Source organism: Mycobacterium sp. Panama NTM2 (genome assembly GCF_054355555.1).
This window is the reverse complement of record NZ_JBTHXC010000002.1, coordinates 166,928-189,888: the sequence shown is the minus strand read 5'-3', so window position 1 is coordinate 189,888 and position 22,961 is coordinate 166,928. Positions and strand designations below refer to the sequence as shown.

Below are 22,961 nucleotides of genomic sequence, written 5' to 3'. Positions count from 1 at the left end.
CAATGCCCACCATCACCGTGTACACCAAGCCCAACTGCGTGCAGTGCAACGCGACGTTCAAGGCGCTCGACAAAGCAGGCATCACCTACGTGAAGGTCGACATCAGCGCCGATGACCAGGCCCGCGACTACGTGATGGCCCTGGGCTACCTACAAGCCCCCGTCGTGATGGCCGGCGACGACCACTGGAGCGGCTTCCGGCCCGACCGCATCAAGGCCGTCTGCGATGAAGCGGAATTCGCACCAGACGCAACGGGACTGTCCGCATGAGCGCCCACGAGCCGGTGGTTCGCAGCTCCGCGAGTCCCGACTTCAAGACCATCAGTGAGCAGGGGGCGTAGGCGTGCACTCCACTCTGACATCCGAGCAACGCCACCTCCTGGCGTTCGTCGGCCGGTCTTCGGGAACCGCGCTCCTTGACGCGTTCCTCGAGGAACGCGCTCTGCGATCCCTGCTGGCCCGTGCAGGTGGCGCGTCCGGTCCGACCGCGCCCCACAGTGCACCCGACTGGATGACCAGCTACTGGACCGTCGGATCGAAGTTCGTCAGCCCGCGCCCCGGTTCCGGCCCCACACGCGCCACCGTCACCGCCACCCAGATCCAACGCCTCGGCCAGGCCCTACCGTCTGCACTGCGCGGCGAGATTGCCGACCTGCTCACCGCCACTCGGGCAGAGCAGGACCGCACATGGCAGTGGTGCCGGTGCCCCTACGCCTACGAGGCGCGCAACGCCCACAGCGGACCCTGCACGCGCTACCACCCCTCAGATGAAGAAGACCGCGAGCACTACCGCCGCGCCAATGAGATGCGCGACAAGACCCATGCCCTCCTGCGTCGAGTTCTCGACCTTGACGCCGGTGCCCAGCTCGACCTGTTCGACCAGTTCATCTGACCGCCCCGCCATGTGAGACGCTGCCGCCACGGGGCACCCCAAGAACCCACCCATATGGATGGCTATAGCCTCCCCTTATGTGGTAGGCTATAGCCATCATCCATTGTTGAGAGGACCACCCCATGCTGACGATCTGCGACCTGTACTGCGGCGCCGGAGGCTCCACCGCTGGCGCTGTGATGATCAACAACGTCGTCGCCACCGTCGCCAGTAACCACTGGGATCGGGCCATCGAAACCCACAGCGCCAACCACCCGAACACCGACCACATTCAGGCCGACCTCTCCCAGATCGACCCGCGCCTGTTCCCCACCACCGACCTGCTCTGGGCAAGCCCGAGCTGCACCAAACACAGCATCGCCCAGGGCCGCAAACGACAAGACGCCCAACCCGATCTGTTCGGCGAGATCCTCCCCGAGGCTGCGGCCGAACGGAGCCGAGCCACCATGTGGGATGTCGTGCGGTTCTCCGAGTACCACATGTACCGCGCAGTCATCGTGGAGAACGTGGTCGACGTCGTGTTCTGGCCACCGTTCCAGGCGTGGCGCATGGCAATGGAATCCATCGGATACACCGCCCAGTTCGTCTACCTCAACTCCATGCACGCCCAGCTCTACGGCCGAGGTGCCCCCCAGTCACGCGACCGGTTCTACGCGATCTTCACCCGCGTGGGCGACCCCCGGCCCGACGTCAAGCGTGTCGTGTCCCCCTACGCGGTGTGCCCCGACTGCGGGCCGGTGCGCGCCGTGCAGAGCTTCAAGCGCACCGACCGCGCACCGTGGGGTAAGTACCGCGCCCAGTACGTCTACCGCTGCCCCAACGTCTCGTGCCGCAACCAGGTGATCGAGCCGACCTACCGCCCGGCCGCCGACATCATCGACTGGTCGCTGACCGGCACTCGTATCAGTGATCGCAGCCGCCCACTGGCCGCCAAGACCATGGCCCGCATCGCCGCCGGAATCCAGCGCTACTGGCAGCCCATGCTGGTGCCCGTCGAAGGACGCGACGGCAAGAACGCCGCCCCGGTCGACCAGCCGACACGAACCATGACCACGCGCAGCGAGACCGCGCTGCTGGTCCCCACCGGAGGCACGTGGCGCACCGAGGCCGTCGCCGCCGACCAACCCATCGCCACCCGCACCACCCGCGAGAATGACGGCATCGCCTTCGCACCCTTCATCGCCGAACTACGCGGCGGCTCCAGCGATGCCCGCAGCACCACCGAAGCGCTATCGACGGTCACCGCATCCGGAAACCACCACGGCCTGGTCTACAGCTCCGTCACACGCGGCGACGTGTTCCACGGCCGCTGGAACCCCACCGAGCCGCGACCGCTGATCACGAGCTACTACGGCAAAGGCGGCAGCATCCCTGCCGACGAGGCACTGCCCACCGTCACCACCGTCGAGCACCACAGTCTGATCACCAGCGGACCCGCCCCCGCGCCACCGCAACACATCGATATCAACGACGTGTTCTTCCGGATGCTAGAGCCCCGCGAAATCACCGCCGCGATGGACTTTCCCACCGACTACCGCATGCTCGGCACCCGCCGCGAGCAAGTCCGCCTGGCAGGCAACGCCGTCACCCCACCGGCCGCCCGCGATCTCGTCGGACTCGTCGTGGAAACCCTCACCGGCGAGCCCGCCACCGTCACCACCTAAGCCAGTAGGCCCCCGGCGTGCATCCCCCACTCGCCGGGGCCTACCCCCACCGCCCATACCGAAAGGTGCCACACCGATGAAGAAGACCTCCGACCGCGCCACCGCCGACGCCTACGATCTCGACCTCGCGTCATCCGGCGCGGGATGGGTAGGAACGTTCAGCATCCTTGTTCGAACTCTGGTCGCCGACATCACCGACGATGGGCCGTATGGTCCGGTTCAGGTGACGCTTTCCCATGGCGAAGTCGTCACGGGTGAGTTGTCACCAGGGTCGGGTGATGATGTCCTCAGAATCGGCAGCCGCGTCATCGAGATCGAATACGTAACGCGGGTGCAGGCTTAACGCGACGTGCGGCGAGATCGCGAAGGAACTCGCCGCACGCCCGATAGGAGCCAGAGCTCGCCCTGCGAGCGGCGCCCCGCCGCGGTTATACCGGGGGCCACTCAACGAGAGCTAACCAATCCTCACCACAATCGGGGCTGCTCGCCGAGCAGCGCGGCTTCCACCGCCGCGCCATCCCACCCAGAGCGCACGGCCGCGCGTAGCGCCAGCGCCTGCTCACGTCGCGCCTTGACCCCGGCACGCCGCGCAATCACTGCTGGTGTCCCTCCACCGCGCCGCGCCCTCGCCATTCTCTCCATGTTCTCCTGTTGCGTCCCTGCAACGACATGAGGTCGGACACCGCTGCGCAACTCTTCGGCCGTGATCACCCGGACGCACATCGGCACATCGCACTCGTGCAGCGCCCGCAGATGCCCTTCGAGCGCTCGACCGCCTGCGGCCACCGCAAGGGCATACCGCGGTGTCCGCACCATCCGCAGCCTGCCCTCGCGTCGAATCGCGAACCGGCCGTACGCGTCGTCACCGATGGCCCCGGTCCACAGCCAACAGTCCTGCCGACCTGGACCCGCGACCACTCGGCTGAAGAACCTTGCCACCTCAGCGATATCGCGGTCCGGATCGACTGACAGCTCGCGCGCCAGCGCACCCACCACGAGCCTCGCTACGCGCTGAGGCTCGTGGCTGCGTCGACCGCCGGCTCTTCGGCGCCCACCCCATCACCTGCGCCGTCGCTGGCCGCCACGGGCACCACGTCAGGCTCCTCAGCGTTCACACCGGCAGACTCGGCATCCTCGCTCGCGCCCGAGGCATCTGCGCTGCCCATCGGGACCACCTCCGTAGCGCCCTGGGCGGTCGTGGCCAGCTTGCCCAGCTCCCGCACCCGATTTTGGCTCTGCCCAGTCTGACTCGCGATGGCCGTTACTGTCTCGCCCTGCTCGCGCAGCCGCATCACCGCCTCACCGGCAGCACGCTCGCATCGTACGGTCTCCTCACGCGCCGCCTCGGTCAGTTTTGCAATCCGTTCCTCGGTCTCCTGCTCAATCCGCTCGACGCGCTCAAGCGCTTTCGCGCGCGCTGCCGCCACCTGACCTTCGAGCTTTGCCCCAACCGCTGCCGCGCGATCCACTTCGGCGAGAAACTCCGACAGGCCATCCACGATGGCTGCCTCCCGCGCCTCGCGCGCGGCTTTTTCGGCGCGCCGCGCCTCCAGAACCCGTTGTTTCACTGCGTGTTTTGTCGTTGCGTTTGCCATGTTTCCGGATGCTAGCCATCACTTACGACGCAATCACGCTTGCTTCCCGCACAACCGCCCTACCCACTCGCCATTTCACCCTCACCACCGTCTCACCCTCGTTGACCTGCATCGTTGCTTTCCAGCCTGGTTTGGTCCCACACACCTCTTGCACTTAGGTCACGGTTGGGTAACGGTCCGTTCGGGGGCTGGCGGAAAGCGGCCTTGGTTTCGTCGTGAGAAATCGGTGCGCTGGGCAGGTGAATGCGGGCATCCATAAGCTCACGGCTGGCTCCGGGTACTTGTACCTGGTGCGGCAGGTGGCTGCCCATGACCGCACTCATGGCCCGGAATCGTTGGGCGACTACTACTCCTCGAAGGGTGAGACCCCGGGCCGCTGGGGTGGGCGCGGGCTGGCCGGATTGTCGGCGGGTTCGGAGAACTGGACGCGCACCGACGCCGGGGACCGGCTGTGGTCGGTGGCCGAGGGCTCGGAGGTCACCGAGGATCAGATGAAGGCGTTGTTCGGGCTGGGCGTGCACCCGAACGCCTCAGCGTTGACCAAGCAGCTCATCGCTCAAGGGGCGCGCAAGAACTCGGCGCTGACCGCGACTTCGCTGGGGCGGCCGTTTCGGGTCAATGCCGGGGAAACCGAGTTGCAGCAGCGCCTGGCGCTGGCTTACCGGGACCATAACTTGTCCATCGGTGCGCACTGGAACGCCGCGATTGATGAGTCGGTGCGAGCGCAGATGCGTACCGACATCGCGACCGAGATGTTCGAAGAACAGCACCGCCGCGCCCCCTTGGATGAGCGGGAACTGACCGGGTTCATCGCCCGCGGCACCCGCGACCAAACCACCTCGGTCGCCGGCTACGACATGACCTTCACTCCGGTCAAAAGCGTGTCCGCGCTCTATGCGCTGTGCCCGGAGCCGATCGCCAAGCAGATCGAGGAGTGCCACAGCAAGGCCGTCCAGGACGCGTTGGATTTCCTGCAAGATCAGGCCGCCTACACCCGCATCGGCGCCCAGGGCGTGGCCCAGGTCGACACCGAAGGGTTCATCACCGCGGAGTTTTTGCACCGCGACACCCGCGCCTCGGACCCCGGCCTGCACACCCACGTCGCGATCTCCAACAAGGTCCGCGCCCGCGGCACCGACGGCATCGCCCGCTGGTATGCCCTCGATGGTCGTCCGTTGTATGCCTCCACCGTCGCGGCCTCGGAGTTGTACAACTCGCGGCTGGAGGCCTACCTGGGTCAGGTGTTGGGGATGCGGTTCGCCGCTCGCGGTGATGCCCGCGAAGGCAAACGCGAGGTCCGCGAAGTGGTCGGGGTGAGCCGCGAGCTCAACGAACTGTGGTCCTCGCGCCGGGCGGCGATCGACGCTGAGTATGCGGTGTTGGCCAAGAAGTTTCAGGCTGCTCACGGCCGCGAGCCGACCACCCCGGAGTCGATCGCGATGTTCCAGCAGGCCACCTTGGCCACCCGCGACGCCAAGCACGAACCACGCTCACTGGCCGAACAACGCCAAGAGTGGCGTGCTCAAGCGGTCGGTCTGTTGGGCAGCGACGAGGCGGTCAACGCGATGATCGCCCGGTCCTTGGCCGGGCGCACCACGACACCGGCCGAGGTCACCGACAGTTGGATCAAAGCGCGCGCCGCTCAAGTGATCGCCACCGTCTCCGCGGCGCGGGCCACCTGGAACCGCACCCATGTGTTGGCCGAAGCGTTGCGGGTGGTGCGGGTCACCGGGCACGCCGGAATCGACGGCATCGCCGAACTCATCACCGACGCCGCCTTGGCCGAACCGTTGAGCATCCGCCACGCGTGCAGTCCTGATACCGACCTCGGTGAGCCCGCGATGTTGCGTCGCCGCGACGGCTCCAGCGTGTACCGCCAAGTCGGATCGCAGACCTACACCAGCCACGAGATCCTGGCCGCCGAACGCTCCATCCTGGCCGCCGCCGAGCTGCGCGATGGGCGCACCGTGCCCGCCGCCGACGTCGAGATTGAACTACTGGCCCAGGCCGCGCATCGGCGTGAACTCAACGCCGGCCAAGCCCAACTGGTCCGCGAGATGGCCTGTCGCGGGCAGCGGGTCATGCTCGCGCTCGCCCCGGCCGGGTCGGGAAAAACCACCGCCATGGCCGCGCTCGCGCGGTCCTGGGAAGGTGCCGGGGGCACCGTCATCGGGTTGTCCCCGAGTGCGAGTGCGGCGCAGCTGCTGCGCGAGGAAATCGAAGTCGAAGTCGGTGACACTCTCGATAAGTTCAACTGGCTCACCGACAATCCCGACATTGCCCCCGGTGATCCGGCGCGGCAGTGGTACGACGCGATCGATGAAAACACGTTGATCATCGTGGACGAGGCCGGTAAGGCCGGCACGTTGGCGTTGGCCTCGATGATCGCGGTCGCGTTGGCCCGCGGCGCCAGCGTGCGCCTCGTCGGTGACGACAAGCAGCTGTCCTCGATCAGCGCCGGCGGTGTGCTGCGCGACCTGGCCCACCGCCACGGTGCGATCACGTTGTCCCAAGTGATGCGGTTCGCCTCAGCCGCCGAAGCCCAAGCCGGTCTGGCGTTGCGCGACGGTGACCCGTCGGGGATCGCGTTCTATCTCGATGAGCAGCGCGTGCACGTCGGCACTCAAGCCGCCGCATCCGATATGGCGTTCCAGGCATGGCAATCCGATATCGCCGCCGGCGAGCACTCGCTGCTGTTGGCGCCCACCCACGATCTGGTGTCCGAACTCAACGACCGCGCGCGACTGCACCGGCTCACCGAACTCGGAGCCCGCGCCCCCGGCATCGAAGCGGTGTTGATGGCCGGTGCGCGCGCCAGCGTCGGAGACCTCGTGTTCACCAAGGAGAATGACCGCACCTTGGCTCTCGGCGCGACTGATTTCGTGCGCAACGGCTACCGGTGGGAAGTCACCGAGGTCGACCCGGAAGGCTCGATCACCGTCAAGCATCTGGAGTCTGGGGCGCACCTGCGCCTGCCGGCCGAGTACGTCCGTGCCCACGTCACCCTGGGCTACGCCCGCACCATTGACGCCACCCAGGGAGCCACCGCCCGGTACCGGTGTCACACCGTGGGCTCTGACCAGTTGACCCGCCAGCAGGTGTACACCGCACTCACCCGAGGGGTGTACGGCAACCACATCTACTTCTCCACCGCCGAACACGACCCACACCGCGTGCTGTCCCCGAAGGCGACCCACCCCGACACCGCCGTGGACGTCTTGACCCGCGCGCTGGGCCGCGACGCCGCGCAAGTGTCGGCCACCAGCGCAGCCCGCGCCGCCACCGATCCAGCCGCCCGCCTGGCCGCTGCGACAGCCATGTACGCCCATGCGGTCGGTGCCGCGGCCGAGTCACGCCTGAGCCCAGCCCAGCACGCCGAGTTGGATTCCCACGCCGAAAAGCTGGTGCCCGGACTCACCTCGGCCACGGCCTGGCCGGTGCTGCGCCAGCACCTCGCGCTGATCGCCGCCGCCGGAATCCACCCGCTCAAACGGCTCGACAAAGTGGTCGCTGCCGGCGGATTCGACAACGCCGCCGACCCGGCCGCGGTCATCGATTGGCGCCTGGACCCCACCGGAGCGCACTCCGGTGGTGCCGGTCCGCTGTCCTGGCTGCCCGCCATCCCCGAACGCCTCGCCGCTGACCCTCAGTGGAGCACCTATCTGGCGGCCCGGGCGCAGCGGGTCACCGAACTGGCCGCCGAGGTAGCCGACACCGCACGCGGATGGAGCCCGGCGACCGCGCCGCGATGGGCACGCCCCCTGATCGACACCAACGCAGAGCTGGCCGCCGAGCTGGCCGTGTATCGCGCCGCGACCGCCGTCGATGACAACGACACCCGCATCGCCGGGCCCGAGCAATACCCCGCCCGCACCCGCGCCGCCCAACGCGGACTCGAACAACGCGCAGCCGAACTGATCGGCACCGACGCCACCACCAACCGCTACGACGACCTGATCGACTCCATCAACCCGCACATCCGCCGCGACCCCTACTGGCCACAGCTGGCGCATCACCTGTCGGCGGCCGCGCGCACCGGAGTCAACATCACCCAGCTCGTACGCAAGTCCGCGGCCGACCGACCGCTGCCCGACGAACTACCCGCCGCCGCCCTGTGGTGGCGGCTGTGCGGCACCCTGTCCCCGGCCGCACTGGAAACTGCCAACGGTGGGTTGCGCCCGGACTGGCTGCCCGATCTGCACACCGTGTTTGGCACCGAACTGGCCGAAACGATCGCCGCCGACCCCGCATTCCCCGCGTTGGTCTCCGCGATCAGCAACGCCGATCCCGACCAGTGGACACCGTTGGATCTGCTGCACGTGGCCGCCGAACACCTCTATGACGCCGACGCCCACCTGACCCATCACCTACGCGCCGACGAGTACGCCCGCCTGCTCACCTACTCGATCGAGGTGTTCACCACCGACGACCCCTACGACCACGACATCCCCCTTCCCGAGCACGCACCGCTGACCCCGGAAGAACACGAAGAACTCGCCCACCTGCACCCCGACATCGACAACGCACCAGCCTGGCGCCAGCACTCTCACGAGGATGTGTTGGCTGACCCCAACAACCTCGCCGCCGCGCTCGGACTAGATGAATACGACCTCACCGAGCCCACCGAACCCGACGAACAACTGCCCCCACCCGAGTACGCCCACGACGTCCTTGACGCCGAATCGCACCTGGATTTCGACAGCCTGAGCACCCGCCGGCCCACCCCGGCTGCCGCGCTGGCCGCCCACCGCGCCGACGTGCACGCGTTGCGTGCCCGCTACGCCGCCGCCGACGCCGAGCTACGTGAACTCGCTGCACAAGTGTCCGCCGGCGCTGGACCGCACGTGCTCGCCGCCACCGATGAACTGCGGCGCATGCGCGACGCCGCCGACGCCGATCGACCCTTCCTGGCCCGCGTCGAAACCGTTCTTGCGCAGTGGCACGAGGCCGAGACCACCTACACCGAAGCCCTCGAACTCATCAACCACGCCCGCACCGAACTCGATATATTGCGCGCCGACCCGGCTGCCGACCCGCTCGATATCGCCTCGGCCACCCAGAACCTGAACTTCCTCACCAGCTACCAGCTACCCACCCGCAGCCCCGCCGAGCAGTTCCACCCGGCATTCCAAGAAGCCACCGCTGCCCGCGCCGCCGCAGCCGGAGGCAGCGAACACATCGTCACCCACGCCGACGCCGACGCCCTGCTGCGCCGGTGCCGCGCCGACGACGACACACTGCTCGCCCGCCACCGCGCCGACCGCGCGGCGCTACGCGAACAGTTGCACCGCACCGAACTCGCCGCCGCGCAGGCATTCGCCCACGCTCAGCGCAGCACCGCCGACCACATCACCGACCTACTGCCTCGCATCGACACCGAACTGCGGGTGCTCGACGCCGCCGGCCAACACGCCTTCCAAGACCGGCTGCCCATCCCCGAGCACCCCGACATCGACACCCACCGCCTACACCGACTCACCGACATTCCGTTCGTGCTCACCGCCGCCCACGCCACCGACCGCGCCGCACTGCTACCGATGATGAACCATCTCGCCCGCGCCGCCCACGCCGCGCAGCGCCCGCTGATCTGGGCCGCACCCCCCACCATCTGTGACAACCCCGACCTGTCCCCGATCAACCCCACCGTCATCGACGCCGCCACCATCGACCTCACCGACAGCGCGCCCGGCACCATCGTCATCATCGACCGCGCCGAACACCTCACCCCCGAGACCATCGCGGATCTCACCGAAAACGCCGCTACCGCCCACGCCCGGATCATCCTGCTCGACACCAACACCGCCACCTGGCCACCACCACCGGCAGCCCCGCTGCTCAAACTGCTGCACACCGAACTCCGTTGGTCGCCAGTGCTCACCGCGTCCACCGGCCGCATCAACCACTACCAGGCCAGCCCAGACACCGACGCCGCCCTCACCCAAGCCGCCGGCCTACACCCCGACCACCACACCCCCGCCATCACCAACGCCCTGCAACGCCACCGAAAAGCCCAGCAGCGCAACACCACCGCCCACGAACTACACACCCGCATGTGGAACGCCGCACAACGCGACGGTGGACTCAACCGCGATATTTAGCGGGATCGCCACATAGCAGGCCCGGTGACAGGACATGGTGACAGGACATAGAGCCATGCCGGAGACCGCCGCGCCAGCAGGACACAGCGGGCTGTGAAGCGTCCGGCGCCGTACTTGGTCTGGCGACGCAGCATTTCGACCAGGTGCTCAACCTCCGGATCGGTCTGTCCCGGCGACGAGTTCGGGGTCGACGAGTGATTCAAGAAGTCCAGCAGGACCGGACTTAACCCAGCGGGCGTACCACTTGGCCAAGCGCCGCCGCGAGATCTCCCCGCCTCAGCGGCGACGTGCGCGATCGGGCGACCCGAGTCCACGCGCTCGCACAGCCGGCGTCGCGACCAGTCGGAGTCAAGGGGGCATTGGCGTGCGACATAGCATTCCGCCCCCGAACGATCAGGTCAGCTGGGTCTCCTTACCCGGCCGATTGGCCGAAGTATTGCGGCCCGGGCCGACAACCTGACCAGCTGTCAGCCAGCGAGGGACGCTCGGCGGTGCGCGCGCACCCGGCACGCCGGCGAGCAGTAAACGCGGCGGCGTCCCGATCGCGCCTGTCGAATGACCCCTTCACACACCGGGCACCGCGTTTCGTTACATGCAGGCTCGCTGGGCTCCATTTCGTTACAGGTGTCTTCGGAGAGGCTGAATATGTCGACGTCAGGGGTGGCGACGGTTGCCAGTGGGCGGTTGGACCAGAGCACTTCGGTGCGCCCTTTGTAGACCCCACCTTGGCTGGTCGCGGTCGTCAGTTCAACTCGGTACCAGTCGGCATACAGCTCGTTGTCGTATAGCGTGGACGCGTATCCGGAGAGGACGACGGTTGCCGCGCACGAGTGCAGGGACTCGGCCAGCTCCCGATGCTCGGCCGGTGACAGCATCTCGTTGCGGTAGTTGCGTTCTCGGACATCACCGACATAGGGAGGGTCCACGTACATCAACGTGCGCCGACCCTTGCCATAGGCGGCGATCATGTCAAGACCTGCGCGGCATTCCAGCGACACCGAACGAATCCGTTCGGCAACGGACTCCATTCGCCGCACATATCCGTCAAGGCGTCGCGGCATCGACGTGTGCGCGAAGTCTGCGGAGTCGAAACGCCAGCCAGTTGGGCGCAAGGTTCCAGTGCGCCCCTGCGCCAGGCAAATCCAGACCCGGCGGGCACGTTCGAGGTCATCCAAATCTGCAGGCCGGTCCATGGCCGACTTGCGCTCGGCGCGTGAGTGAGGGGTCAGCGCGCAGTACCGTGCCAACTCTTCGGGACGCTCGCGCAACATCCTCCAGAAGTGCACTATGTCGCCGTCCAGGTCATTAACCGTTTCGAGCCGACTCGGCTTCTTAGCCAACAACACTGACAATCCGCCGGCATACGGTTCGACGTAGTGGGTGTGCTCGGGAAGCATGGCGGCGATGGTCGCAGCGATCTTCTGCTTGCCGCCGAAGTATGCGAACGGCGGACGCAAAGCTGGCGTTGCCAACGTACCCCCTGGGGCTCAATCTAAAGAGGTTTGGGTGGGTGGCCACCCAAAGTTGAGTCTAATCGGAAAGTCGACAAGTGGCCACCCACCGAGTGATACTCAGATGATGACCGGACGGCATAAGAACCGAGGCGTCAACTTCCGACCGGACCCAGACCTCAAGGAACGGTTCAAGGCAGCGACGACGCAGGCCGGGACATCAATGGCGGCTGAGCTCACCGCGTTCGTGCGGTGGTATGTCGGCGACACTGACGAGCTGCCCAATCGTGTAGCCAACGTGATGGAACACCACACCTAGTCCCGCCGGGGATCGGGGCGCGGGGAGTTCAGATCGGGTCGGTGTGGGTCTGCCCGTGAAGAGCAACCGCACTGGTCCAGCGTTGCCCGTCCCACCACCGATGCTGGAATCGGGCGGTGGGATCGGGGTACCAGCCCGGTCCGGGGAGTGGAGGCGGGCTGCGGTGCTGCGGGATGGTCGGAGGTGGCGACAGGAAGATGTCGTTGGGTAGATCCACGATGCGGTAGCCCATATGGAGGAGTTCTGAGAGCGCGTGCTGCTCTGTGAGGGGACTGTGCTCGGTCATTGCGGCGGCCGCGAAGCTGCGGACGTCAATGAACGTGCGATCGCCCCTCGGCCCGGTCTGCTCGCTGAATACGACCACCCATCGGTAGCCGCGGTCGTAGAGTTTGGCGGCATCGAGGCCGGCTTCACCGAGCGAGAAGACGCGAGTGGGGCAGTACTCGTCTATCGCTTCGACATAGTGCTGGTACCAGCCCCGTGGCAGGAGTTGAGACGAGCCTGTGGCATGCAGTTCGGACGCGCTGATGAGGCCGACGTCATACAGCGCACGCTTGGTCAGGTAGTCGATGTCATCGTCCGGGCCGGCAGTGCGGGCGACCTCGGCAACGATCCTTTCACGTTTAGCTTCGGACTCAGCTGCTCTGCGTGCGAAGTAAGAGCCCTCCTTGCGGATTTGAGCCATCGTCCGAGCGGTGGAGTCCGGGTAGTCAGTCATGGGTGGATTGTCCCCCAGACCTGTGACAGCGGTGGTTTCGCTGGCCGCTGAAATCGACCGGCTTGTTTTACGCTGCGGGTGTGGCGCATAGGGTGCCCCAAGTAGTGTCATTCGGTGTCAGGGAGAGCCGCCGGTAGATCCGGCATATCTTCGTCGGTGCGCCAGTTCCACACCGGCAGCCCAGCGATCGAGTTGTCGTCGTCGTCTTCGCCGCCAGAGCGGTCGATGAACGCGGCTATTGCCGGCGTTGTGTCGGTGAAGATCAAAGATGCCAGGGCAGTAGAGCTACCGTTGTAGGGCAACACTTTACGGAAACAACGTTCATCGGTGATGGCGGTAGTCATCAGGGTGCGATCGGCATCGCTGGTGAAGGGTAGCCAGTTGTGGTCGGTCGCCATCAGCGATAGCTGTTCGACGTTGGCATAGCCAGCCCGAGACACTGAGAAGGTAGCGATTGCCACTAACCGCACATCACCCGGATCTGCCATCTGCCACAGTTCAAGTTCCGTGGCGAAGCGCTTAGTCATTTTGCGGTACAGGTCTTCATCCAGAAACCAGGGGTGCCCCGGCTGATGCCGTACCTGCATTCTGAATCCGTGGGCGGCTGGCTCAAGTGCCTTGATCTCGCCCACACCGATGAGGAACTTGGTGGGTCTTCCCGGCTGTCGGCGAGCTGGAGCCCATGCCTTGATCCGGCGCTGCTCGATCTCGGCCTTGCGTTCGGCCGAGAAGGGCTCAGGGATAAACAATGACGCGGCGAACGGGCTTTTCCGAACAAGCTTGCCGTCCGCGGCATCGCGCAGCCTGCGATACACGACGCCCCATGGGCGTCGCCCGGCGAAGCCGGGGTGCCACGTCGTCAGTTCTGCCTCGTCCCAGAGATAGTGCAGGACAGCACGTAGCGACAACTTGTTGCCGTCGGACTGCACCGCGGTCGCCGGCGATACCGACGGCTCGGGAGCAGCGCGATTCCCGGACTTTGACAGCGAAAACCCGAGTCGCAGCGTGGTAGTTCCGGTGGTGGGGTTGTCAACGATCGACCGTTCGGCAACGGCGCCATAACCTGATAGCTCACTGGGGGGCAGCCAGGATCGGCATCGATGGTCATGTGCGGCTGCCGTGCCGGGCATCCTTTTGACGATGAGTCCTTGCCCAGCAGCAGCGATATACATCTGGACCCCTGAGGGCTGGCATAGGCACAGCGGTCGTGACCTTGCTGCCTTCGCGTCAATGAGGATCTGTTGTCCCTCTGGGCTGTTCACATCGTCTACCACGTGTCCCCCGACCTGAAACGGGGTCGCGATCGTCATGGGCATGTCCGCTTGCCAGACGATGTGTGAACGCCCAACGTGTGTGCGACCGGAGGAGGGAGCCAAAGTGTGGACGGGCATCTGTCGCACGAGCAGCCTTCACAGCGACACCCTGTCGGGGGCGGAACGGGAATGGACCTGGCCGCGTGAGCTACGCAATGTTTCATTGCCAAGACCCGCGCCGGTCCCCTGGCGGACGGCGCGGAGACATATAGGGACCCTGCGTGCTTGCTTGCCATCGTTAGGTCTTCTTTCCCTGTTTGCACTACATGGACAGCTGCGTGTGTGCCGGACCCGTGACTTCGGTGATGCGGTCGGGCCGGAAGCCGCTCCAGTGGTCGTCGCCGGCCATCACGACGGGGGCTTGTAGGTAGCCCAGGGCCATCACGTAGTCGCGGGCCTGGTCATCGGCGCTGATGTCGACCTTCACGTAGGTGATGCCTGCTTTGTCGAGCGCCTTGAACGTCGCGTTGCACTGCACGCAGTTGGGCTTGGTGTACACGGTGATGGTGGGCATTGTCGCTCTCCTATTCTCCTACGAATTCCCATTGAACCTTGCGTGGCCCCAACGGAATTGAGCGGATGATCCCTTCGCGGGCCAGGCTCCTTAGATGCCGATAGATCCCCGTCCGTGAGTCCTGCGAGGACCGTGGACGACTCACCAGATGCCAGCTTCGATGGCACTCGACCACACGCATGGCCGCCGGCCGGCGAGGTGCGTGACACACCAGTTCGCAGCCCACATCTAACCGGTGGGTTTGCCACGGCAGGACGCCAGCCAGCTCAGCGCTCGTCATTGGCCTGTCGGCGGCTCGCAGAACCGCGACCAGTTGCTCGCGGACCGCGAGAGTATCCGCCGTGGTCACGTCGCCCCCAGACCATAGTCACCAAGGTCGAACAGGTGCTCCTGCATCGAGAGCACGCGGTTCGACCACAGGTGCACCGCTGAACCGTCGCGCTGCTCCCCCACCGACGTGCACGTCCAGCTCCGTACTGGACTGTCTGTGATCGCGCTGCGCTCCGCACGGATCACCACGGCAGCTTTAGCCGTGGACACTGCCCGCAGAACCTGCACCGGCTCCACGCGAGCACCATGGACCAGACTGGCGCCCTGGGCACCGAACACATCCGGTCGTAGATCGAGATAGATACACACCCCAAGCTGGCGTGCCACCGCGGCGATCAACTTCACAGGAGCGGCCGATTCCAGACTCACCCGCTTGATCCGGGCGGCGGTCTCGGTCATCTGATCGATGGCAATATCCAGCGCTGACGCCATCTTGCGGTGGGTTGCAGCGTTCTGCCACTGAGGACGCATCCGTGCTGGACCGGACTGACTGTGATTGAGGCGCAGCCATACTCGCCGGGCAATCTCCACTTCGTTGGCCTCACCGGGGATGCGGGAACCGCTAATGGCGGATGAGAAGTCCACCCGCGAGTGTGGAGTCAACGCACACGCCCGGGCCAGCTCAGCCGGCCGATCACGCAAGACCTTCCAGAACGTGACCAGCTCGCGATCCACATCGTTGACCGTCTCCAGCGCACTGCACGGTTTGTGAAGCAGAACCTCCAGCGTCCCCGACAGCGGTTGTACATAGTGCGTGTGCGGGGGCAACAGGCTGGCAATCTGCCGACCGGTCTGTTCCGAGCGAGGACGTCGTTCTACCAACGGTGAGCGAAGATGCGCAGCGGAACTCATTGGCACACCGCCCCTTCACCGTCTGCGCGCAATCTGTTCGAGCGTGCAGAGCCAGGCTCCTTGAGCTTTCGTACATCGACCGCCTGGCGCTGAGGAATCAGCAGCGCTAGCCCCCGTGCGATACTCCCGTCTTTCGTGGTGAGCCCGCTGATTTCGCGTAGCCACTGTCCCAAGCTGGGACGGTCGTAGGGAGTGAGCGCAGCCAAGGTCATCGCCATCGCCATCAGGTCGTACCTATCGGCACCCTGCATGGCCCGCCATAGCTCATCTGGGCTGGACTCGCCATGGATGTCGGCCACGACCGTCAGAGCCTTGTTGTAGAGCTGCCGGCATTCAGCCAAGCGAGCCTCGCCCTGGGAGTACACCAGCGGAATGTCGCCCACCCCGAGCAAATGGCGCAGATGGGCTGCCACAGCGGACTTCTCCAGCAACAACCCGGCCCGGACCACGGCGCGATCAGTCCACAGGTCCTGCCCGTCGTGGTCGCGGTTGTGTGGTCGCCAACCATCCTGACTGAACTCTTCGCGGTGCTTTTCGAGCACAGTCGAAAGCCGGTACTGGCTCACCTGATAGAAGTCCGCGACGTCACCGAGGCAACGTGGCTGCTGCTGACCCGGACTGAGCAGTTCGTCAAGGACCGCCACAACACGACTGAGCTTGTTGCGGACCTTGCGGTCACGCCGTTGCTGGGCTATCCGACGTTGTTCCTCGCGGTCGCGGTCGGTGCGCCACTGCTGCCAGCAGCCCTGATCATCACCCTCACCTGGATGCACCGGTCACTCCTTGCCGGGCGTAGCGTGCCGCCTTACGGCTGACCAGCGCCGACCACGACACTGGCCGCAGGCCGTCAAAGCCTTTGGCGTTGTCGTGCCATGGACGGGCAGCCAGCCGCGCGGGTGCCTCGAACACCCAGTGATACTTGGGCTGGCCAGGGTTAAACGGAGTCGTACCCCACGGGGCGCAGCACCCTTGGGCCCGATGCACGTCCACAAGTACGGTTGCGCCGAGCCAGCCCTGCTGGTCGCAATGAAAGTTCATCTCTCGCATGCCCAGCTGTGCACCGAGCTCGATACCGGCCTGGTCGATACGGGTACCACCGTAGATCAGTACAGGACCGCGATAGTCGGTGGAATCTGTCCGGTTCTCGACGTTCTTCCCGCCGATCTGACTCGACACCAGCAGCATCGATGCCCACGGCCGTCGCACAGTCAACCCCATCGCCAACCCGGTCTCTGCGCTCGGGTCCGGCGTGTGCAAAACGTCGTGGAGCACCCGCCGCACGCATCCGAAATCCTCAGGTGCGCAAGCACAGTCCACGGCGGCGAGAGCCTGACGGGCCCGCGCGAGTTCATCGAGGCTGCCCGCTAGACGTACCGCATACTCGACTAGTGCGGCCAGGCGATGAGCCTCGGAGGCACTGGCGCATGGCACTGGAGGCACACCATCAGCACCGAGCCGGTGTGGAGCACCGCACATGTCTGGACCGCCAGCACGGAAGTCTGCGACACGTGCGTGCCCTCGAGCCAGACCGTTGCCGCGGAGGCGGGCAAGGTCGCTGGGAAGAGTGCGGCTGGTCATGATCGGGCCACCGCCATGTTGCGGCGGACGTGCTGGTGCTCAAGAATCAAACGTTCCAGGTCGGCGGTGCAGCCGTCTGTGGCGACCGCAGCGAGCAGCCGCGTGAGCCGACCTGAGGTGGTGCAGTCAGCCGCCGTCGCACTCCGGTACCGAACTTCCTCCTCGTCGTAGGGACCGACCGCGGTGAACCCTCGCGCGTCGACACCCGTGATACGCCATCCGTAGTCATCGGTGAGTGTGGTCGCCGCCCAGTAAGCCCGGCGCACCGATTCCGGCGGTTGCGCGGCACCGTGATGAGGCAGATACCACGGGCACCGCGCATCGTCGGAATGCGCCCGCCCGGCCGGCATTCCCAGGCGCAGCATCGCTGCGATCGTGCGGGCGGCGTCGTCGCCACGGTGCGCGACTGCTCGCTCGTGGGCGCATTGGTGGAGCAGTCGGCAGGCGTGCAGCGGCAGCAGCGGCACACTGGGCTGGCCCTGTATCCGCTGCTGGGATGACGGTGTGTGGTCAATCGGATCGGCGGCTACGGGCAACTCCACCCCCGCCGGGGTGCGAAGCCGCAGCCACCCGCCGCAGTCGAGTCCGAAGCTCAGGACCGACCACCCGTGATTGACCATCCGTGACATGGCCCAATAAGCGCGTCCGGTGGTGTTCAGTTCTGCGTCCAGATATATGCCGGTAGCGGTCATGATGTCCTGCCGTCCTGCGGGGGCTGTGGCTTGCGCCCGGGAGACTCGTTCGGGGTGCTCGTGCTCGACGCCGGAGATTGTTGAGCCGATGGACGCTGCTGTGTCGGTTGCTCATCGGTGCGCCCACTGGGCGGTGTTTGGGGCCGGGTGCTCGGGGCGGCACTGGTGCGCCCCGGCGCGGCGGGTGCATCCGTGCTTGCCTTCGTGGTGCTGCTCGCAGCGGGCCCGGTGTCGCGGCGCTTGTTGGCTTGCTGCCGTTCGATCACCTTTGACGCGACCACGGCTCCAGCGACCACAGGGGCGGCCGGCCCGGCCGCAGCGGCGGCCGCCGCGCCACCGCCGCCCGCAGCGGCCCCGCCTGCTGCGCCTCCGCTGGCCGCCGCCCCGCCCGCTGCACCACGGGCGGCTGCCCCGCGCGCCGCGGTCCCGGCAGCGGCAGACCCGCCCGCGTGTGCGCCAGTAGCGGGTGTGGTTGTAGACGGCGGCGTTGCGCTCGGAGATGACCCGCTATCGGAGGGGATGCCACCGGGATTGGGATGTGCCTTGCGGCCCTTGGCTGCGGGGGCTCGGGTGCCCTCATCGCCGGGTTTGCCTGAACTTGGCATACCCACACCGTCGGCGTTGATGTCGCGGCGCATTGAGCGGCCCATGTCGCGCATCGCCGGGTAGAAGCTCATTGGACCGGCTCCGATGGCAGCGGTCTTGCGCAGCACCGACATCGGCCCCGGCAGGCCTCGATCACCGAAGCCTCGCATCAGCGCCCTGAACCCGAACACCGCTCCACCGGAGAACAGCAGCATGAGCAGCAGGATCGCAATCGGGTGCTGAACCTCGAAACCGTCAAGTTGCCCGGTCGATACTCGGGACATCAGCACCAGGACAATGCCGAAAGCCGCTGTAGCGAACAGCATTTCCAGGGCGTGAACGATCAACTTGATGGCGGTGCGTTTGGCGAACTCACGCTGAGGTCCTGGCGCGACGGCTACCGCGGCGGCCGGCACCAGCACCAGCACGTTCCAGAACGCTTTGAACCCGATGCGAATGACTTCACAGCCGATGTAGCACAGCAGCATCAGCACGACCAGCACGACGCAGTTGATGAAGAACATCAGCCCGATCGTCTCGCCGCTGAGAAAGTGAGCGTGGGCATAGGCATCGCCCGCGCCGCAGGCCCGCATCGCTTCTACCGGCCCGTCGTGGCTTCCTGCCGGTGCGAGCGCCTGGGTTGCGGGTGTCAGGACCGTAGAGGCGTTGAGCGCGGCGTTCCAGGCTTGTGCGCATCCGTCGATGTTGTCGATCACGCTGCCGAAGTTGGCGATCTGAATGGGGTGGCGGATCAGGGTGGTGGCCATCCACTGCGAGAGCACTTCGATCTGACCGTCGGCGTTACCGGATGGGTCGAAGCTGCCGTTGTTGGCGATTCCCAACGACAGCTCGAATCCGATGGCCCGGCCGGCAGCGAGCAGGCCGTCGCCTCCGAGTTCCTTCACCGGGTCGTTGAGGAAGAACCCGATCAGCAAGATCACCAGCAACCCGCTGCACATCACGCCGGCGCCGCGCCCAAAGCCTTTGGTCAATGCGATGATTCCGCCGATGAAGACACAGATGATCAGTGCCAGTGGAATGATCTGAAACTCACCGAGCAGATTGTTGATCGCGACCAGCACGGGCGCGGCCAGTGCGGCCAGCCAGCCCAACCAGGCCGAGCCCAGCGCAATCTTGATGAACCAGATTCCGACCGCACCCACCATCACCAAGAACCCGCAGAACCATCCGAGGATGACGGCCAATTGGCTGTAGGTCATGGCGATTTCGAAGCGGTCGGTCAACGCGGGAATCCAGGAACCCGGATCGATAATGCTGACGTCGCTGCCCTGGGTGCGGATGGCGTCGAGCATCGACACCGTGCTGATGAAGTAGGTGCCCACCGGTTGGTCGTAGGTGTCCACGATCGGGCTGGGCCAGTTGAGTGCCCCGGCGAACCCGGCCGCCACCGCGTGTGGGGCGGTCAGCAGGGCCATCATCCAACCCGCCCACAGGAGTTGAGCGATCAGCCACGCCCGCCGGATACGTGGGTGCTCATATAGCCAGGCGCTGTAGGCGGCCATCACCGCGTCAGCTCCAGCGCCTCGTCCTCAAGGCCGCGGGTATCAAAGGCTTGCTGCAGCTCGGGCTGTACTGGTTGCAGAATGTCGATCAGGCCGGTGCTGCCCGTGTCGTCAATCATGTACGCGTAGCCGTGCCCCTCGGCGGTGCGCAGGTTGAGCACCTCAGGATACTCATCGGGGTCAATCCCGATGCGCTTGAACTCTTCGGTCGCTTCTTCTCGCGCGGAGGCCTTAAACGGTGTAATGACTCGCGTCGGCAAATCCTTGGTGGGAATCCCGTCGAAATACTCGACATGCTGTGCGATGCCGATCAGCCCGTATCGCTGCTTGCGGCCTTGGGTAATCAACTCGGTGGCATCTTCGCGGCCAACGGGAGAGGCGAAGTACGCCCGGGCTTCCTCGGCAACGAACCAACCGAACTTGCCAGGCCGACGATTGGGCCCGGTGTAGCTTTCCCGCGTGACCGCTGCGATCATCCCGTAGATGGCCAACCCGGCTCGCGCACGCGCTGTTTGGCGCTTGTAGAGGTGGAGATCCTCGGTCTGGGAGGTCGTCGGCAACTCCAGGTCACCGGTCAGCCAGATCACCGCGTCCTTCTCAGCGATCGGCGGTATCGGCAGCGACTCATCGAACATCGCCCGCAGATAGTCGATATTGGCCCACATATCCAGGCGCGCCGCCAATTCCGCATACTCCTTGTAGGCGCTTGCCTGCAAACTGTTGAGGTAGCGAACCAGGGCGCCCATGCTTTCGGCGACCCGCTGATCGGGGCGCAACAGAAAGCGGAGCTGTCGGGCGATCTCGGCATCGGGCTCGACACCCATCATGGGCAGCAGGTGATCAAGAGTGCGTTCGACGGCGACTTCACGGCGAAAGATGCGCAACCCGTCGACCGAGACTTGACCGCGTGTGGGATCAAGCACCGCCACCCGATCCCCCAGATGCGCCAGCGCACGCACCCACTCAGGATTGGAACCAGGGTCAAGGATGCTGCACTGATTGCCCCGGGCAAGCAAACCGAGCGTCACTCGCTTAGCGCCTTGAGACTTGCCCCCTCCCGGTGGACCGTAGAACAGCATCCCAGGCACCTGACGCCGCCTGCTCGCGCCTTCGGGCTCGATCAGGACAGGGGTTGGTCGGCGGGTGGACAGATTGCGGGCGAACAGAATCCCGGTGTCGTGACCGAGCTTGCTGGACACCAGCGGAGAGAAACGGGCCCAGTCCGTAGTGGTCCCCGGCTGGCTGAACTGGCTGCGCGGGCTGCGTTCTTCACTGCCTGCCAGCCCGGTTTGCCACAGCCCTATTTGGGCGCTCCCGCGACGTCGACTCAACGTCATGTCGAGGTCTTCTGCGAAGTGGGTTTGCAGCAGCTGGCAGGCCGCGTCGAGTTCGGCCCGTGAGCGGGCTCCGACGGCGACCACCGTCGTGGACTCCACTTCCCGCTCCAACTTCGAGGCCCGCAGCTTGGCGTTGTACTCCTCGGCCGATGAGTAGCGCTCGATGAGATCACTGTCGCTGGACCGTCTGCCGGCCCGCTGGAACGCCTGATCATCGAGGTTGCGCTGAGCGCGATCGATCCGTGTGAGCGCCTGCTCGGCCGGGCGGGTAGAAATGTGCTGAATCCAGTCGATGTCGGCAGGTGTGTCCACGTCATAGACCGCTAGCAGGTATTCCGCACGTGGATAGGCCAACCCGCCGCGCGGAATCTGCGCTACGGCCAGCATGCTTTGAAAGCTGTCCGGGCGCCGGGCACCGCGGATCACCAGCACTGCTGCCAGCGATGGCACAACACGGCGCCACCAGCGGCGATCCTTCTTGCGGGCCTGCTGATCACCACAGTCGAAGTCCGCAGGCACCACGGCCGCAAAGTCGGCTTCGGTGAGCCGGTCAGGACCGCCTTCGCCGTGCGGAAAGGGGTCGTTGACGGCACCGATGGCCAGCCGCCGCCGATACCACCAGTGGATCTGGCGCGGGGTGGCCGGTCGCGCGTTGAACTCCGCGGGGATCTTCGACAGTATCGAGGCCGACATTTCCTGGTACCCGGCAAGGGATCTCGGGTCGTCGGGGTCGCGGCCGGCGACCACGGTGGCCGCCTTGGCCAATCCACCCACTCCGGTCCGGCCGGCCTGACCGGAGTCCACCGGCACGCGTATGCCGAATACCTGCTCGTAGAACGGCTCGATGGTCAAGAAGTCTTCCCAGTCGCGGACTTCCTGCACCCACGCGGGCTCGTTCGCGTAGCCCGAGAGCATCCACCGCAGCAGCCGCCGGTGGTCAAGGCGCACGCAGCAGCCCCACAACAGCAACCCAGAGGGGAGTTGGCGCACCAAGGGTCGGTGACGCATCGCAATCGCGTCCTTGAGTGCGTAGGGCATCATTCCGCCGGGTTGACCGTCCACGATGAACTCTGCGTAGACACCACCGGAGGTGAAGCTCAGATTCCCGATCACCTCTTTGGGTGGCGACAGAGCGGACTCGCCCTCACCGTTGACCCCGGCCTTGCGCTGGGTGTGCAACAGTCCGCCGAGCAGCCAGCCGATCCGGTAGAGCGGGCTGGGTCGAGAAACTGGGATTTGGCGAGCGGCGACCGTCAGTGCCGCTGTCAGTGCGATGCCGAACAGTGCGATGGCGATGGCATGCCCGGAGTCAAGCCACTTGCGGGTTGCCCAGACTGTCGTCGTGATACCGATCAGGAAGGTTGCGCCGTCCCAGATTCGCCACGGCGCGAACCACAACCGGGTGTTGTCATCGATGTGGGAGACATAGATGGGAAAGTCACGCACATCGGCGTATACCCGGGCCGTCTGACCACGAAAGGTGTTCTCACCCACTACATAA

Annotated in this window: 18 protein-coding genes and 1 pseudogene; 6 read left to right on the top strand and 13 right to left on the bottom strand. The window is 65.8% G+C overall.

Annotated elements, in window-relative coordinates:
- The first annotated feature begins 2 nt into the window (after positions 1-2).
- The 4 genes from nrdH (ACXYX3_RS27515) (at position 3) to ACXYX3_RS27500 (ending at position 2,898) form a co-directional block, all read left to right on the top strand.
- Entirely contained in the window at positions 3-269 is a 267-nt protein-coding gene (gene nrdH, locus ACXYX3_RS27515) for a glutaredoxin-like protein NrdH (protein WP_068920330.1), read from the top strand.
- Positions 270-342: 73 nt separating this feature from the next.
- On the top strand, positions 343-891 hold the full coding sequence (locus ACXYX3_RS27510; protein ID WP_068920329.1) for a hypothetical protein: 549 nt from the start codon (positions 343-345) through the stop codon (positions 889-891).
- A 122-nt stretch (positions 892-1,013) separates the two neighbouring features.
- Entirely contained in the window at positions 1,014-2,555 is a 1,542-nt protein-coding gene (locus ACXYX3_RS27505) for a DNA cytosine methyltransferase (protein ID WP_068920328.1), read from the top strand.
- A gap of 76 nt (positions 2,556-2,631) precedes the next feature.
- Positions 2,632-2,898, top strand: a complete 267-nt coding sequence (locus tag ACXYX3_RS27500; protein ID WP_068920327.1) for a hypothetical protein — start codon at positions 2,632-2,634, stop codon at positions 2,896-2,898.
- Between the two features lie 122 nt (positions 2,899-3,020).
- Here ACXYX3_RS27500 and ACXYX3_RS27495 read toward each other — a convergent pair whose 3' ends face one another.
- Both ACXYX3_RS27495 and ACXYX3_RS27490 read right to left on the bottom strand, forming a co-directional pair.
- Positions 3,021-3,548 carry a hypothetical protein gene (locus tag ACXYX3_RS27495; protein WP_234809869.1) on the bottom strand — a complete coding sequence of 176 codons (528 nt, stop codon included), beginning with the start codon at positions 3,546-3,548 and terminating at the stop codon, positions 3,021-3,023.
- Between the two features lie 11 nt (positions 3,549-3,559).
- Positions 3,560-4,150 carry a hypothetical protein gene (locus ACXYX3_RS27490; RefSeq protein ID WP_125939770.1) on the bottom strand — a complete coding sequence of 197 codons (591 nt, stop codon included), beginning with the start codon at positions 4,148-4,150 and terminating at the stop codon, positions 3,560-3,562.
- 215 nt (positions 4,151-4,365) lie between these two features.
- On the opposite strand from ACXYX3_RS27490, the gene mobF reads away from it, so the two are divergent.
- The gene (gene mobF / locus ACXYX3_RS27485; RefSeq protein WP_458612300.1) at positions 4,366-10,248 is read left to right on the top strand and encodes a MobF family relaxase; all 5,883 of its coding nucleotides are present in this window, start codon (positions 4,366-4,368) and stop codon (positions 10,246-10,248) included.
- Between the two features lie 107 nt (positions 10,249-10,355).
- On the opposite strand, the pseudogene ACXYX3_RS27480 reads toward mobF, so the two are convergent.
- Positions 10,356-10,621: pseudogene (locus ACXYX3_RS27480) on the bottom strand (leucine zipper domain-containing protein); the annotation flags it as partial.
- 94 nt (positions 10,622-10,715) lie between these two features.
- Complete coding sequence (locus ACXYX3_RS27475; protein ID WP_234809871.1) at positions 10,716-11,720, bottom strand: DNA adenine methylase; 1,005 nt, start codon at positions 11,718-11,720, stop codon at positions 10,716-10,718.
- Between the two features lie 106 nt (positions 11,721-11,826).
- Here ACXYX3_RS27475 and ACXYX3_RS27470 point away from each other — a divergent pair, with 106 nt between their 5' ends.
- Complete coding sequence (locus ACXYX3_RS27470; protein WP_133056244.1) at positions 11,827-12,018, top strand: hypothetical protein; 192 nt, start codon at positions 11,827-11,829, stop codon at positions 12,016-12,018.
- 28 nt (positions 12,019-12,046) lie between these two features.
- On the opposite strand, the gene ACXYX3_RS27465 is transcribed toward ACXYX3_RS27470, so the two are convergent.
- The 9 genes from ACXYX3_RS27465 to ACXYX3_RS27425 all read right to left on the bottom strand — a co-directional run bounded on the left by ACXYX3_RS27465 (position 12,047) and on the right by ACXYX3_RS27425 (position 22,954).
- Positions 12,047-12,736, bottom strand: a complete 690-nt coding sequence (locus ACXYX3_RS27465; RefSeq protein ID WP_234809872.1) for a DUF2510 domain-containing protein — start codon at positions 12,734-12,736, stop codon at positions 12,047-12,049.
- A gap of 107 nt (positions 12,737-12,843) precedes the next feature.
- Positions 12,844-14,046, bottom strand: a complete 1,203-nt coding sequence (locus tag ACXYX3_RS27460) for a DUF1173 family protein (protein WP_234809873.1) — start codon at positions 14,044-14,046, stop codon at positions 12,844-12,846.
- Positions 14,047-14,311: 265 nt separating this feature from the next.
- The gene (gene nrdH, locus ACXYX3_RS27455; protein ID WP_083128773.1) at positions 14,312-14,563 is read right to left on the bottom strand and encodes a glutaredoxin-like protein NrdH; all 252 of its coding nucleotides are present in this window, start codon (positions 14,561-14,563) and stop codon (positions 14,312-14,314) included.
- Positions 14,564-14,908: 345 nt separating this feature from the next.
- The gene (locus tag ACXYX3_RS27450; protein ID WP_083128778.1) at positions 14,909-15,745 is read right to left on the bottom strand and encodes a DNA adenine methylase; all 837 of its coding nucleotides are present in this window, start codon (positions 15,743-15,745) and stop codon (positions 14,909-14,911) included.
- Positions 15,742-16,518 carry a hypothetical protein gene (locus ACXYX3_RS27445; RefSeq protein ID WP_083128781.1) on the bottom strand — a complete coding sequence of 259 codons (777 nt, stop codon included), beginning with the start codon at positions 16,516-16,518 and terminating at the stop codon, positions 15,742-15,744. Before ACXYX3_RS27445 ends, ACXYX3_RS27450 begins: the two co-directional genes overlap by 4 nt.
- A complete protein-coding gene (locus ACXYX3_RS27440; RefSeq protein WP_068920317.1) occupies positions 16,505-16,930 on the bottom strand; it encodes an ASCH domain-containing protein in 426 nt (141 codons plus the stop codon). The genes ACXYX3_RS27445 and ACXYX3_RS27440 overlap by 14 nt, the downstream gene beginning before the upstream one ends.
- A gap of 389 nt (positions 16,931-17,319) precedes the next feature.
- Complete coding sequence (locus ACXYX3_RS27435) at positions 17,320-18,015, bottom strand: hypothetical protein (protein WP_083128785.1); 696 nt, start codon at positions 18,013-18,015, stop codon at positions 17,320-17,322.
- Positions 18,012-20,123, bottom strand: a complete 2,112-nt coding sequence (locus tag ACXYX3_RS27430) for a hypothetical protein (protein WP_458612297.1) — start codon at positions 20,121-20,123, stop codon at positions 18,012-18,014. The genes ACXYX3_RS27435 and ACXYX3_RS27430 overlap by 4 nt, the downstream gene beginning before the upstream one ends.
- Positions 20,123-22,954 (bottom strand): ATP-binding protein, encoded by a 2,832-nt coding sequence (locus tag ACXYX3_RS27425; RefSeq protein WP_083128790.1) that lies wholly within the window; start codon positions 22,952-22,954, stop codon positions 20,123-20,125. The genes ACXYX3_RS27430 and ACXYX3_RS27425 overlap by 1 nt, the downstream gene beginning before the upstream one ends.
- Positions 22,955-22,961 lie beyond the last annotated feature (7 nt).